The organism is Tabrizicola sp. (assembly GCF_051645465.1).
Taxonomy (GTDB): domain Bacteria; phylum Pseudomonadota; class Alphaproteobacteria; order Rhodobacterales; family Rhodobacteraceae; genus Tabrizicola.
On sequence record NZ_JBOFBI010000242.1, the window covers coordinates 1 to 13,466 of the forward strand.

Annotated in this window: 16 protein-coding genes; 3 read left to right on the forward strand and 13 right to left on the reverse strand. The window is 64.2% G+C overall.

Annotated elements, in window-relative coordinates:
* The 10 genes from ACRCSW_RS15760 to pyrC form a co-directional block, all read right to left on the reverse strand.
* Window positions 1-100 (reverse strand): hypothetical protein (locus ACRCSW_RS15760; RefSeq protein ID WP_438706608.1); only part of this gene is annotated, 100 nt, incomplete at its 3' end.
* 50 nt (window positions 101-150) lie between these two features.
* Complete coding sequence (locus ACRCSW_RS15765; protein WP_438706595.1) at window positions 151-492, reverse strand: hypothetical protein; 342 nt, start codon at window positions 490-492, stop codon at window positions 151-153.
* Window positions 493-526: 34 nt separating this feature from the next.
* Window positions 527-967: a paraquat-inducible protein A gene (locus ACRCSW_RS15770; RefSeq protein WP_438706596.1), complete on the reverse strand. Its 441-nt coding sequence runs from the start codon at window positions 965-967 to the stop codon at window positions 527-529.
* The gene (locus ACRCSW_RS15775) at window positions 964-1,260 is read right to left on the reverse strand and encodes a hypothetical protein (RefSeq protein WP_438706597.1); all 297 of its coding nucleotides are present in this window, start codon (window positions 1,258-1,260) and stop codon (window positions 964-966) included. The genes ACRCSW_RS15770 and ACRCSW_RS15775 overlap by 4 nt, the downstream gene beginning before the upstream one ends.
* A 73-nt stretch (window positions 1,261-1,333) precedes the next feature.
* The gene (locus tag ACRCSW_RS15780; RefSeq protein WP_438706598.1) at window positions 1,334-2,080 is read right to left on the reverse strand and encodes an ABC transporter ATP-binding protein; all 747 of its coding nucleotides are present in this window, start codon (window positions 2,078-2,080) and stop codon (window positions 1,334-1,336) included.
* Window positions 2,077-2,856 carry an MlaE family ABC transporter permease gene (locus ACRCSW_RS15785; RefSeq protein WP_438706599.1) on the reverse strand — a complete coding sequence of 260 codons (780 nt, stop codon included), beginning with the start codon at window positions 2,854-2,856 and terminating at the stop codon, window positions 2,077-2,079. The genes ACRCSW_RS15780 and ACRCSW_RS15785 overlap by 4 nt, the downstream gene beginning before the upstream one ends.
* Window positions 2,853-3,902, reverse strand: coding sequence for an alanine racemase (alr, locus tag ACRCSW_RS15790; RefSeq protein ID WP_438706600.1), 1,050 nt, complete (start codon window positions 3,900-3,902; stop codon window positions 2,853-2,855). The genes ACRCSW_RS15785 and alr overlap by 4 nt, the downstream gene beginning before the upstream one ends.
* A 119-nt stretch (window positions 3,903-4,021) precedes the next feature.
* Entirely contained in the window at window positions 4,022-5,524 is a 1,503-nt protein-coding gene (locus ACRCSW_RS15795) for a replicative DNA helicase (RefSeq protein WP_438706601.1), read from the reverse strand.
* A gap of 229 nt (window positions 5,525-5,753) precedes the next feature.
* Window positions 5,754-6,434, reverse strand: a complete 681-nt coding sequence (locus ACRCSW_RS15800) for an orotate phosphoribosyltransferase (RefSeq protein ID WP_438706602.1) — start codon at window positions 6,432-6,434, stop codon at window positions 5,754-5,756.
* Between the two features lie 86 nt (window positions 6,435-6,520).
* Window positions 6,521-7,561: a dihydroorotase gene (gene pyrC, locus ACRCSW_RS15805; protein ID WP_438706603.1), complete on the reverse strand. Its 1,041-nt coding sequence runs from the start codon at window positions 7,559-7,561 to the stop codon at window positions 6,521-6,523.
* 89 nt (window positions 7,562-7,650) lie between these two features.
* On the opposite strand from pyrC, the gene ACRCSW_RS15810 reads away from it, so the two are divergent.
* Window positions 7,651-8,052, forward strand: a complete 402-nt coding sequence (locus tag ACRCSW_RS15810) for a lysozyme inhibitor LprI family protein (protein WP_438706604.1) — start codon at window positions 7,651-7,653, stop codon at window positions 8,050-8,052.
* On the opposite strand, the gene ACRCSW_RS15815 is transcribed toward ACRCSW_RS15810, so the two are convergent.
* The 3 genes from ACRCSW_RS15815 to ACRCSW_RS15825 form a co-directional block, all read right to left on the reverse strand.
* A complete protein-coding gene (locus tag ACRCSW_RS15815) occupies window positions 8,053-8,946 on the reverse strand; it encodes a phosphoadenosine phosphosulfate reductase (RefSeq protein ID WP_438706605.1) in 894 nt (297 codons plus the stop codon).
* Window positions 8,947-9,118: 172 nt separating this feature from the next.
* Entirely contained in the window at window positions 9,119-10,156 is a 1,038-nt protein-coding gene (locus ACRCSW_RS15820; RefSeq protein ID WP_438706606.1) for a glycosyltransferase family 2 protein, read from the reverse strand.
* Window positions 10,157-10,262: 106 nt separating this feature from the next.
* A complete protein-coding gene (locus ACRCSW_RS15825) occupies window positions 10,263-11,495 on the reverse strand; it encodes an acyl-CoA dehydrogenase (protein WP_438706607.1) in 1,233 nt (410 codons plus the stop codon).
* Between the two features lie 85 nt (window positions 11,496-11,580).
* Between ACRCSW_RS15825 and ACRCSW_RS15830 the strand changes: the two genes are divergently transcribed.
* A complete protein-coding gene (locus ACRCSW_RS15830; protein WP_438706609.1) occupies window positions 11,581-12,516 on the forward strand; it encodes a LysR substrate-binding domain-containing protein in 936 nt (311 codons plus the stop codon).
* 39 nt (window positions 12,517-12,555) lie between these two features.
* A complete protein-coding gene (locus ACRCSW_RS15835; protein ID WP_438706610.1) occupies window positions 12,556-13,431 on the forward strand; it encodes an AAA family ATPase in 876 nt (291 codons plus the stop codon).
* Window positions 13,432-13,466 lie beyond the last annotated feature (35 nt).

Sequence of the window (13,466 nt, forward strand, 5' to 3'; positions counted from 1 at the left end):
CGGCAATGGTGTTCCAGCCGCCGCAGGAGTCGCATTTCCCGGCCCACTTCCGATAGGCCGCGCCGCAGACAGTGCAGGTGAAAGAGGCGATCTGTTTCATTGGGGGCGACACTGCCCGGAATATTTGGCAGCATCAAGGCAAGGCAAAGCTCAGTGCACGCCACTGCGCTCGTAGCTCAGGAGCAGGAGTCCAAGAAGGATCGCTGCAAAAGACAAACCCGCAAGCGGGATATGCAGAATCCACCGATGCGGCCAGGTCAATTCCGTGACCAATCGGTGCAGACCGATCCAGAAACCGAGCGATGCAATCACACCGATGGTGAAGCCCCAGTCCGCCGAAACGAAGGTCGGTTCCACGGAAATGCTGCCTGCAGCCAGGAACCAGGCGAAGAACAGCAGGAAAACAAACTCGAACTTGTCTTTCCCACGCAACTTAGAACGAAAGGCCATCCACAGCGTCAGGATCGGGGCCAGGATGGTCCAAAGTACCAACGCCGCATCCCAGAGAGCATGAGCTGAACCCACGTCAGCCCGCCGACTTGCTGGCATACGACACGAAAATCGACGCCAGGATGCAGCCAGTGAAGAGGTAAAGCCCCCATGCGGTCTCAATGGTGACATAGCCCGCGCCCTTCACGATCACGATGTAGAGCGCGATCAGGAAGACATCGGCCATGGCGAGCTTGCCGAGGATATCCAGCGCGGGAAGCGTTCTGGGGCTGAGGAGGTTCCAGTGAAGAAGCGCCAGGCCGATGGTCTTGGCATAGGGCGCGAAGATCGCAAGGAAGGTCACGACCAACGCCAGAGCCGCGTCGGACTCCCAGAGGGACTGGAGGCCGGTGATGACCGAGATCTCGTCCATCCCGAAGATCGGAAGGAGGGCTGCGCGGAGAAGCGGCGCGAACCAGGCGATGGGGAAGAGGATGAGAAGGGTGAGGTTGGCGTAAGGTAGCGCCTTCACGGTCATTTCTCCGTATACTTTTCGACCAGCTTTCCGTCGCGATAGACGGCTACGACTTCGATCCTTCCGACAATCCCGTCATTGAAAGTCTCCAACTCCTCCGCCGGAACCCAGAGTTCTTCATGATCTCTACCCCCGGCCTGTTGAACTGGATAGCGGGCAGCCGTTGCGGCGTTGATCTCGAACCGAGTCACAAACCCTTCATTATTCGGTGCGGGCAGCACCGAGTTCCAGTCGCGAGCAATCTTCTCTGCATAGGCAAAGGTCGTTACCGGATAAAAGATTGGTTGATCCGGCAAACGTGATGGCAGCGACGCCAGCCACTACTTTCAATCAAGTCCAGTTCCTTGCGTCCAGTCGGTCGATAAAGGATCATCTCACACTCTCAATCGGCCCATCGGCTCGCCCATGAATGAACTGCTGCACGTAAGCATCTGGCGTCGCGTCCATTTCGCCCACCGGTCCGGTCCAGCGGATCACCCCACCGTGCAGCATGGCGACATTATCCGCAATCGCGCGGACCGAGGACATGTCGTGGGTGATTGTCATCGCCGTCACGCCCATTTCCACCACGATCTCGCGGATCAGTTCGTTGATGACACCGGCCATGATCGGATCAAGGCCGGTGGTGGGTTCGTCGAAGAAGATGATCTCCGGTTCCGCCGCGATGGCGCGGGCGAGGCCCACACGTTTCTGCATGCCGCCGGAAAGCTCGGCGGGGAAAAGGTCGGCGGTCTCGGGCTTAAGGCCCACGCGGCGGAGCTTTTCGATGGCGATCTCGCGGGCCTGGGGCTTCGGGAGTGCCTTCGAGCCGCGTAGAAGACGGAACGCGACGTTTTCCCAGACGCGGAGCGAGTCGAAGAGGGCGCCGCCTTGGAACAGCATCCCGAAACGGGCAAGAAAGGCGTCGCGGTCGGTTTTGGTGACGTCCTGGCCATCGAGGGTGATCTGGCCGCTGTCGGGGCGGACGAGGCCAAGGATGCATTTCAGCAGGACCGACTTGCCGGTGCCGGAGCCGCCGATGATCACCATCGAGGTGGCCGAGGCGATGGTGAGATTCACCCCTTGTAGCACCCGGTTGGCCCCGAAGGCCTTGTGGACATCCGTGAGCGTGATCATGAGGTGAAGAACACCTCGGTCAGGACGTAGTTCGCGGCGAGGATCAGGACAGACGCGGAAACGACGGCGGCTTTCGTCGCGGCCCCCACGCCTTGCGCCCCGCGGGCGGAGTTCATGCCGTGGTAGCAGCCCATGAGTGCCACGATGAAGCCGAAGACCGCGCCCTTGACGAGGCCGGAGCCTACGTCCCAGACCTCGAGGAAGTCGGCGGTGTTCTTCAGGTAGGCCGCCGAGTTGAAGTCCAGCCGCGTGATCCCGACGAGCCAGCCGCCCATGATGCCGATGGCGTCGCCGACCGCGACGAGGACGGGCATCGAGAGGGTCGCTGCAAGTACGCGGGGGACGGCCAGGTATTTCAGGGGGTTGGTCGAAAGGGTGACGAGGGCGTCGATCTGCTCGGTGACCTTCATCGTGCCGATCTCGGCGGCGATCGAGGACGCGACCCTTGCGGCAACCATCAGACCGCCGAGGACCGGCCCCAGCTCGCGCGTCATGCCGATGGCGACGATGGAGGGGACGACGGCCTCAGCGTTGAACCGTGACCCGCCGGCGTAGATCTGCAAGGCAAGCGCACCGCCGGTGAAGATCGCGGTCAGGCCGACGACGGGCAGGGAATACCACCCGATCTGCAGAAGCGAGTGGCCAAGTTCGCGCAGGTAGAACGGCGGTCGCAGGATATGGGCGAGGATTGACCCTGCGAAAAGCGTCACCCGACCTACGGCACCGACGGCCTGCAGGACCGCGCGGCCAAGCGAGCCGAGCGTGCCGACGATCATGCCGTGCTCTCCTGATAGCGGCGGGTGTATCGGGCCCCGAGTGCGGTCAGGATCTCGTAGCCGATGGTGCCTGCCGTATCGGCCAGCGCATCTACGCCTTGGTTCGGGCCAAGGATATCGAGGCTGCGGGGCACTTCGGGCAGGTCGGTGATGTCGACGGTGATCAGGTCCATCGAGACGCGGCCAACCAGCGGGCAGGGCGTATCGCCGTCCCAGAGCTGGGCCTTGCTCGACAGGGTCCGGGGCAGGCCGTCGGCATAGCCTCCCGCCACGGTGGCGATCACGCTTGGCCGTTCGGCGGTCCAGGTGCAGCCGTAACCTACGGTTTCGCCCGGCTCGACTTCGCGGGTCTGGATCACGGGCAAGGTCAGGGTCACCGCGGGGATCGCTGCGTCGTAGGGCTTGCCGCCGTAAAGGCCGACACCTGGGCGGGTCAGATCGAAATGATAGCGCTGGCCAAGAAGGATGCCGCCGGTTGCCGCAAAGCTGCGCGGGACGCCCGTGCCATCGGTCATCTCGTGGAAGACCTTAAGCTGCGCTTCGTTCGCTGGGTGGTCGGGGTCGTCGGCGCAGGCGAGGTGGCTCATCAGAAGCTCGGGGCCGGCTTCGATCAGGATCGGCGCGACGGCCTGCCATTCCAGCATCTCGACGCCCAGCCGGTTCATGCCGGTGTCAAGCTGCACACCAAAGGCGTGGCCGGGCAGCGCCTCAAGATGCCGGGTGATCTGCTCGAGGCTGTTCAGCATCGGCGTGAGGTCAAGATCATGGATCATCTCGGTATCGCCGGGCATGTGGCCAGAGAGGACCCCGATCTGCGGCCCCGGTCCCAAGGCCTGACGGACGGCGGCGCCTTCCTCGGCATAGGCCACGAAGAAGCGGCGGGCGCCTGACGCGGCCAAAGTCCGGGCGACGCGGGTCACCCCAAGGCCATAGGCGTCGGCCTTCACCACGGCGGCGGTCTGGACACTCTGGCCCGAAAGCCGGTTCAGCGCCCGCCAGTTCGCGGCGATCGCATCAAGATCAACGGTCAGGTTTGCAGTGGCCATTCGGCTCTTTCGACCGGCAAGGGGGCGGGGTCAAGGGAAAACCTCCGCTCCAGGACCCGCGCGGGATTCGCTTGCTTATCGCTCCGTCGCGATGCGCTGAAGTGGCCGCAGCAGCCGATCTAGAAGCCCACGTCCGGCCCACCGGTCCCCTGCCAGGGCCGGGCGAGATTGCCGAAGCGGGTGAAGCGACCCTCGAACGAGAGCTCGATCGTGCCAATCGGCCCGTGACGCTGTTTGCCGATGATCACTTCGGCCTTGCCGTGCACGTTTTCCATCATCGCCTGCCACTGCGCCATCTTCTCCAACTCATGGTCGCCGGGCTTTTCGCGTTCGCGGTAGTATTCCTCGCGGAAGACGAACATCACGACGTCCGCGTCCTGCTCGATCGAGCCGGATTCGCGGAGGTCCGAAAGCTGGGGTCGCTTGTCTTCGCGGTTTTCCACCTGCCGCGAAAGCTGCGAGAGCGCGATGACCGGAATGTTCAGCTCTTTCGCGATGGCTTTCAAACCTTGCGTGATTTCAGAGACTTCCTGGACGCGGTTGTCCTTGGACGAGCCCTTCAGAAGCTGCAGGTAGTCGATGATCAGCACATCGAGCCCATGGGTCCGCTTCAACCGCCGGGCGCGGGCGGCAACCTGGCTGATCGGCAGGGCCGGGGTGTCGTCGATGTAAAGGGGACAAGCCTCCAGCGCCTTTGCGGCTTCGACGAAACGGCGAAATTCCTGTTCGGTCATGTCGCCGCGGCGGATCTGTTCTGATGGGACTTCTGACGCCTCGGAGAGAATCCGCGCCGCAAGCTGCTCGGCTGACATCTCGAGGCTGAAGAAGCCCACGACCCCGCCTTCGACCGAGCCGTCCGTTCCGTCGGGCAAGCGGCCCCGGCGATGGGCTTTCGCGATGTTGAAGGCGATGTTGGTGGCGAGCGAGGTCTTGCCCATCGATGGGCGGCCCGCGAGGATCAGAAGGTCGGACGGGTGCAGCCCGCCCAGCTTCTTGTCCATGTCGATAAGGCCGGTCGAGATGCCCGCAAGGCCGCCGTCGCGCTGGTAAGCGGCGTTGGCAACATTAACAGCATCCGTTACAGCTTTGAGAAAGCTTTGGAAACCGCGCTCTGCCGTACCCTGCTCGCCCAACTTGTAAAGCCGCTGTTCGGCATCGATGATCTGGTCCTTGGGCTCGCTTTCGACCTCGATCTTCGCGGCCTGGGCGGCAATGTCGCGGCCAAGCTGGATCAGTTCGCGGCGGACCGAGAGATCGTAGATCATCTGCGCGTAGTCCCGCGCGGCGTAGGCCGAGATCGCGGCGCCCGCGAGGCGCACAAGATAGGCGGGCCCGCCCAGTTCCTTCAGGCCTACGTCATCTTCGAGAAAGGCCTTCAGCGTCACGGGCGAGGCGAGCGCGTTCTTCTGGATGCGCGCGGCCGCGATCTCGAAGATGCGCTGATGCACAGGGTCGAAGAAGTGCTCGGCCTTCACCAGCGATGAAATGCGGTCGTAGACCTCATTGTTCGTTAGAATTGCGCCAAGAAGCTGTTGTTCGGCCTCGATGTTGTGCGGCAACACTTCTGCGTCCGCCGGTGCCAGTGCGGGCACCATCGGTCTTAGCGCGGTGATCTCGGTCATGACTGCCTCCTGCCGGGCCTTCTCTGCCCGATCCGCATACGCCCCGGCAACCGGGGAACAAGTCTGGGGATAAGGCGGGGCCGAGTCGGGTTTTGCCCTGTTCTGGAGGGTCACCCTACCACATCTGGCGGTGCCTGCGAAGGGAGCCTCAAGAGCGACGATTCGGAGTGCCGCTTATCCACAAAGCGCCCACAGCTCCGCCCCCCGATTTTATGACGGTTCCGTGACGTCAGGCGGGTTTTCGCGCGTCCTGCCAGTCCCGCGGGGCTTTGAGGAAGGTCTCCACCTCGGCCAGGGTCGCTGCATCGAACGCGCCTTGCGCGCGCGCTTCGGCCAGGACGTCCCACCAGGTGCAGAGATGGTGAAGTTTGACGCCATGCGCAGCCAGGCGTTCGGTCGTTTCGGGGAAGATGCCGTAATAGAAGATCACGGCAGTGTGGCCGCAGGTGGCCCCGGTCTCCCGGATGGCATCGACGAAAGACAGCTTCGAGCCACCGTCGGTGGTCAGATCCTCGACCAGGAGCACCCGCTCGCCTTCCGTCATGGCGCCTTCGATCCGGGCGTTGCGGCCATAGCCTTTCGGCTTCTTGCGGACATAGGTCATCGGCAGCGCCAGGCGCTCTGCCATCAGGGCGGCAAAGGGGATGCCCGCCGTCTCACCGCCGGCGATGTTGTCAAAGGCTTCGAACCCCGCTTCCCTCATGATGGTGATTGCGAGGAAGTCCATCAGGGCGGACCGGATGCGGGGGTAGGAGATGAGCTTGCGGCAGTCGATGTAGGTGGGGGAAGGGAGGCCCGAGGCGAGCGTGAAGGGCGTCTCGGCGTTGAAGTGGACAGCCTTGATCTCCAGAAGCGCGCGCGCGGTCAGGCGGGCGATTTCCTCTTTCGGCGGGAAGGTCGAGGGGATCATGGGTGGTCCTTTCGGGGAGGGCTCGTCGTTCGACTTCGTCTCCTCCTCGCGCGCGGCCGACGAGTGACGAAGTCATCGAGGAGGCGTCAGGTGAGTATGTGCCAGTGTACGGGGAAGCCGGGGTTGAAGACAGTGACGGGACCGGCGTCCGAAACGATCTTCTCGGGCCAGACGCAGGGCTCGGCACGCTTTTCCAGCTGGATCGTGGCTTCGTTCACCGGCAGGCCGTAGAAGGCCGGACCATTGAGCGAAGTGAACCCCTCAAGCCGGTCCAGCGCCCCTTCTTCCTCGAAGACGTGGGCGAGCAGGGAAAGCGTGTTGGTCGCGGTAAAGCAGCCCGCACAGCCGCAGGCATGCTCCTTCAATGCGTCCACATGCGGCGCGCTGTCAGTCCCCAGGAAGTAGCGGGGGCTGCCCGACGTCGCGGCACGGCGCAGCGCCAGACGGTGCTTTTCGCGCTTTGCGACGGGCAGGCAGTAGTAGTGCGGCCTGATCCCTCCCGCGAGGATATGGTTGCGGTTGATGATCAGGTGATGCGTGGTGATCGTCGCCGCCAGGGTATCGCCCCCTTCGGCGGCATAGGCGACGCCTTCCTCGGTCGTGATATGCTCCATCACTACGCGGAGCTCCGGCAGGCGGCGGCGGAGGGGGGCAAGGACGGTATCGATGAAAACGGCCTCGCGGTCGAAGATGTCGACTTCTGGCGTCGTCACCTCGCCATGCGTGCAGAGAGGCAGGCCGATCTCGGCCATTTTCTCCAGCACGGGCATGACCTTGGCCAGATCGCGCACCCCGGACTGCGAATTCGTCGTTGCCCCGGCCGGATAGAGCTTTACCGCCTTCACCAGCCCCGACGCATGAGCGCGGGCGACGTCTGCGGGGTTGGTGCCTTCGGTCAGGTAAAGCGTCATCAGCGGCTCGAACGCCATGTCCTGGGGCAGGGCGGCCATGATCCGCGCACGGTAGGCGACGGCGTGATCCAGCGTGACCACCGGCGGCACCAGATTCGGCATGACGATGGCGCGGGCGAAGTGGCGGGCGGTTTCCGGCAGCACGGCCTTCAGCATCGCGCCATCGCGCAGGTGCAGATGCCAGTCGTCGGGGCGGCGGATCGTGATCTGGTGCATGGGCGGGTCTGGTAATGCAAACCTGACTGCGTTTCCAGTGGCATCGCTGACATAACTTCTTCAGGATTGCGAAAGCCATGGAGCCTGCCATGTTCAAACCTGTTCTTGTCATACTTGCCTGCATGGCTGGCCATGCCGCTTCTGCGGACGTGGCGAACTGCGCAAATGCGGTGACGCAGATGGAGCTGAACGAATGCGCCTACGCCGACTGGCAAGCCGCCGACGCCGATCTCAACGCTGTCTACAAGGTGGTGATTGCCAGGCTGAAGCAATGGGACGCAAATCTTCCCAGAGATGAGAAGAGCACGGTTGAAACGCTGCGCCAGGCGCAGCGGGCCTGGATCATCTTCCGTGACAAGACCTGCGAGGCCGAAGGCGATGCGATGGATGGCGGCAGCGCCGAGCCGCTTCTGGTCTACGGCTGCATGCGCCGCGTTACCATCGACCGGACGGTGGAGCTGCAAGAAATGCTCGCAGTTTACAGCGGCTGATCAGCGGCCTTCGCCCGTAAGCTCCGCCAAACGACGCGCAAACCGCGGGGCGTTCAGCCGCGAGGTGACCGACCGGCAGATCTTGATCTCGCGCTTGGGATGGCCCGACAGCCGCGCTGCCGCCAGAACCGCGCGCAGGTAGCTGCCGTTCGACCGGCGTCCCCGCCAGAGCCATGAGAAAAGCTCGGTCGACAGCTTGCCCTCCATCGCCGCCTCAAGGATCCGGTCCAGGACCTTCATCTCGCGAAGCGTGTCCTCGGTGCCCTCGCCGGTATAGCGGGCATGAAGCGGTGTCACCCAGGGACGCTGGAACAGGGCCGCATGCATCGCATCCGGCTGATGCAGCGGATCGTGGATCAGCCACACCCGCGACGCGCTTTCCGTCATGTCTGGCGCATAACCGTAACGGCCGCGGAAGTTGATCCGCCGCGCGATCCGGTGGCGTTCGTCCCAACCCGCGAGTGCCGGGTCAAGCGTCGCGCGGGGGGCGACAAGCACCAGTTCGGCCTGCGGTGCGGTGATCGAATAGGCCGCTGCCGCATAGCCAGCCGGCCCCGCGCCGTAGAACACCACGCGGTCGAAATCCTCGAGAAACCCGTCATCGGCCAGCCGGTCGAAATAGCGAAAGACCGCCGGGTCGCGCCACCAGGTCTCGCCCTCGCAAAGGATCGTGAGGATCGACCATCCGCTTGCCTTTGCCAGCGCGTAATGCTCGGGCAGATAGTCGTCGCGTTCCCGCAGCATCGCGGCATCCTCGAACGTCACCAGAAGCAGCGGACGCTCTTCGGCAAAGAAGGCATAGTGGCGGTCGCCCAGCGGCAGGAAGTCGCCGTCGCCTTCGGCGATCGCCAGCATCGGGCGTTGCCAGTCGGGCGGCTGAGCACGGTCAGTCATGGCAAACATGGCAGCGGTTGAGTTCCTTGGCGCGATAATCCGACTTTGAAGGGATTAACCAGCCGGGACAAGACCTTGCACCAGAAGCGTGTCCATTGATCGCGCCAGTGTGTGATTGTCCGGTCAATCGTCGACAACTAAACGCCCGGCGGTGGCGCGCAGCGCTCATTACTCAATCCACGGTTACGGCGCGTCCAACATGGGGCTTCCATATCGACTCGGCTTCTTCCCGACTTAGCACGCGTGTCGGTGAGGTCATCATAAGCTGGCCGTAAAGCGTCCGCCAGACGTCTTCCCGCATCAGCTCTTTGAAGCGCGAATGACGCCATGCGACGGACCTCTGGTGCAAGGGCCCGAGCACCGGATCGGACAGAAGCTCGGCGCACAACGCCTGGCTATCCAGCGCAAGGATCGTGCGATCTTCGTCCTGCACAAAGTTGCGCTCGATCCAGTAACCGGCATCGAGGCCGGCGTCGGCATGCACCGCCCGGCCCCGATCGCGCTTCAGAAGAAAGCTTTGCAGCGAACCAAGCGCGTAATGGTTCAGCTGCACCAAGGCGTTGTTGTCCCGTCCGATGTCCGAGAAGATCCTCTTGGTGTGGAAGGTTGGCGGCAGGCGTCGGCCAGAGCCGTCGAACCACCTCTGCTCTGCCATCCGGTCCGCCACGGGCGCGCGGGGGCGGTGGACGCCAAGCTTGCCGTAGCTTCCGTCGTTCCGGACCAGCGTCTTGAAAAGCACCGCGCGCCACGGCCAATGCAGAACCGCAGGCGCCGCGCGGGTGAAGGTCCGGGTAACCGGCTCGTCGGCGTACTCGACAATGCCGGGATTGCCGAAGAGCCGCCAGGTCAGCGTGATCGCCGTCGCCTCCGGCAAGGCCGCCAACAGGGCGGGAACTGTCCGGTCGCCCGCATGGATGTTGACGAATTCGTCGATGTCGAGCGGCAGAAGCCAGTCCGCCTGCCGCACCAGCGGATGCTTGTCGGCAAGCTTCAAGGCCGCCCATTGCGGGCCTTCCGGGTGAGGGCCGGGGTTCCGCAGATGGGTCAGCCAGCCGATCGCCTGCAGCCGGTCCAGCATCGCATCGGTGCCGTCGGCGCAGTCGTTGGAAAAGACCAGGAAGTCGGTAATCCCCGCCGCGCGGTGGTGTGCAAGCCATTCAAGAAGGAAGGCCCCCTCGTTGCGCACCGTCAGAACGGCCGTCACCCGCATCGCGCCGCTCGTTTCATCTTTGCGAAAATATCCCCGCCGGAGGCATCCATCAGCCCCAAAGGGCGCGCCGGTCGAGGCTTAGCATGGCCGGTGCAGCGCCGCAAAATCAGAAAAACGCCTGCAGCCCGGTGATCGCCCGGCCAAGGATCAGCGCATGGATGTCATGCGTGCCCTCATAGGTGTTGACGGTCTCCAGGTTCACCATGTGGCGCATGATCTGGTAGTCTTCCTGGATGCCGTTGCCGCCATGCATGTCGCGCGACCAGCGGGCGATCTCCAGCGCCTTGCCGCAATTGTTGCGCTTGATGAGCGAAATCATCTCGGGTGCCGCATTGGCCTCGTCCAGAAGTCGCCCGACGCGGAGAGAGGCCTGCAGGCCAAGGCTTATCTCAGTCAGCATGTTGGCAAGCTTCAGCTGGAACAGCTGCGTGCCCGCGATGGGTTTGCCGAACTGCTTGCGGTCAAGCCCGTACTGGCGCGCGGCGTGCAGGCAGAACTCGGCCGACCCCATGACCCCCCAGCTGATCCCGTAGCGCGCCCGGTTGAGGCAGCCGAACGGGCCCTTCAGCCCCTCGACGTGCGGCAAAAGCGCGTCATCCCCGACCTCCACGTCCTTCAGCACGATCTCGCCGGTTATCGAGGCGCGCAAGGAAAGCTTTCCCCCGACCTTCGGCGCCGACAGGCCCTTGGTGCCCTTGTCGAGGACAAAGCCCTTGATCTTGCCGCCATGCGCGTCGGACTTGGCCCAGACCACGAAGACATCGGCGATCGGGGCGTTGGAAATCCACATCTTGGCGCCGTTCAGCACATAGCCGTTGGCGGTCTTCTTCGCGACGGTCTTCATCCCGGCGGGGTCCGACCCCGCATCGGGTTCCGTCAGCCCGAAGCAGCCGATCCACTCACCCGAGGCGAGCTTGGGCAGATACTTCTTCCGTTGCGCTTCGGTTCCGTAGGCATAGATCGGGTACATCACCAGGCTCGACTGCACCGACATCATGCTGCGATAGCCGCTGTCCACTCGCTCCACTTCCCGGGCGACCAGGCCGTAGGCCACGTAGGACGCCCCAAGCCCGCCGTACTCCTCCGGGATCGTGATCCCCAGAAGCCCCATCCCGCCCATCTCGCGGAAGATCGAGGGGTCGGCCGCCTCATCCCGGTAGGCGGCGATAACACGAGGCTGCAGCTTCTCCTGCGCATATGCGCGTGCACCGTCGCGCAGCATCCGCTCTTCCTCGGTCAGCTGGTCGTCCAGGCGGAAGGCGTCTTCCCAGTCGAACCGGCCAAGGTCGGGTGCGTCCTTCGGTTTCAGCTTCGGTGCAGGCTGCAGGGTATCGGGCATGGGAACCTCCATCTTTGCGCCAAGGATTGCACGAAAGCGCCTTCCGCGCTATCGAAAGCCCTGCACGGGTTCATGAGGGAAACTCATAATGCTACCCCGCCGCTACCTGCCCGCGATCCCCGCGCTCATGGCGTTGGAGGCGGTCGGCCGCCTTGGCACCGCATCAGCCGCCGCTCAGGAGCTGTCGCTGACCCAGGGCGCGATCAGCCGCGCCTTGCAAGGGCTTGAGGCGCAGCTTGGAGTGCCGCTGATCCTAAGGGAGAAGCAGCGCCTTCGCCTGACGCCAGCGGCACTGGACTACGTCAACGAGGTCCGCAAGGTGCTGAATCTGCTCGCCTCTGCCTCGATCACGCTTAGGGCCAACCCCACCGGCGGCAGTCTGAACCTCGCGATCCTCCCGGCTTTCGGCATGCACTGGCTCGCCCCGCGTCTTGCCCGCTTCACGCAACACCACCCGGAGGTTACCCTGAACCTCTCCACCCGCCTCCGACCCTTCGACTTTGCAGGCACCCCCTTCGACGCCGCCATCCACTACGGCCGGCAGGACTGGCCAGGAGTGGACTACCTGAAACTCATGGATGAAGAGGTGATCGCCGTCGCCGCCCCCGGCCTGACCAAACCCTTCGCTTCGGCCACAGAGGTCCTCGGCCACCCTCTCCTTCAGCTTGAAAGCCGCACCGGCGACTGGGGCCGCTGGCTGGCCCACCACGGCCACCCCGGCCTCCGCCCGCCCGGCATGATGTTCGACCAGTTCGCCACCCTGACCCAGGCCGCGGTCCACGGCATGGGCCTCGCCCTGATCCCGACCTTCCTCATCACCCGAGAGCTTGCCGAGCGCCGTCTGGTCCCCGTCTTCGGCGGCCCGATAGCGGCGCTTGGCAGCTACTACCTCGTCTGGCCCCGGCCCCATCCCGACCGCGCGCCGCTCCGGTCCCTGCGACTATGGTTGCAGGCCGAAACCGCCGATCCAGCCTTGACCCACCCCGACGCGCCCGCCAGTCTGACCGGCAACGAGGAGTGACAGGTGATCCAAACCCCCCAAAGCATCGACGCCGTTGAAATGCTCCTCTCGGGCCAGGGCTACGTCGCCTCCCGCGCGCTTGCGACCGTGGTCTTCCTCTCCCTGAAACTCGGCCGCCCGCTCTTCCTTGAAGGCGAGGCCGGCGTCGGCAAGACCGAGATCGCCAAGACCCTCGCCACCGCCCTCGGACGCCGCCTCATCCGGCTCCAGTGCTACGAGGGCCTCGATGCCGCCTCTGCCGTCGCCGAATGGAACTTCGCCGCCCAGATGATCGCCATCCGCACAACCGAGGCCGCAGGCGGCGGCGACCGCGAAGCCCTGAAGACAGAGCTTTTCACCGAAGACTACCTGATCGAACGCCCGCTCCTCGCCGCCATGCGGCCCCAGCCCGGCGGCGCGCCCGTCCTCCTCATCGACGAACTTGACCGCACCGACGAGCCTTTCGAGGCCTTCCTCCTCGAAGCTCTCTCCGACTTCCAGGTCACCATCCCCGAGCTTGGCACGATCAAGGCCCCCGAACCCCCCATCGTGATCCTCACCTCGAACCGCACGCGTGAGGTCCACGACGCCCTCAAACGCCGCTGCCTCTACCACTGGGTCGACTACCCGACCTTCGACCGCGAGCTGCAGATCCTGAACGCCCGCGCCCCCGAGGCCCAAGCCCAGCTCAGCCGCGAGGTGGTGGCCTTCGTCCAGAAACTCCGCCGCGAAGACCTCTTCAAGCGCCCCGGCGTGGCCGAAACCATCGACTGGGCCAAATGCCTCCTCGCCCTCGACGTCATCGCGCTTTCGCCCGAAGTCATCTCCGACACCCTCGGCGCCATCCTGAAGTACCAGGACGACATCCAGAAACTCCAAGGCTCGGAAGCCAAACGGCTGCTTGAAGAGGTCCGAAAGGAGCTCCTCCCAGCATGACCCATTCTTTGTCCACAAATATCCCACGGGGGGTG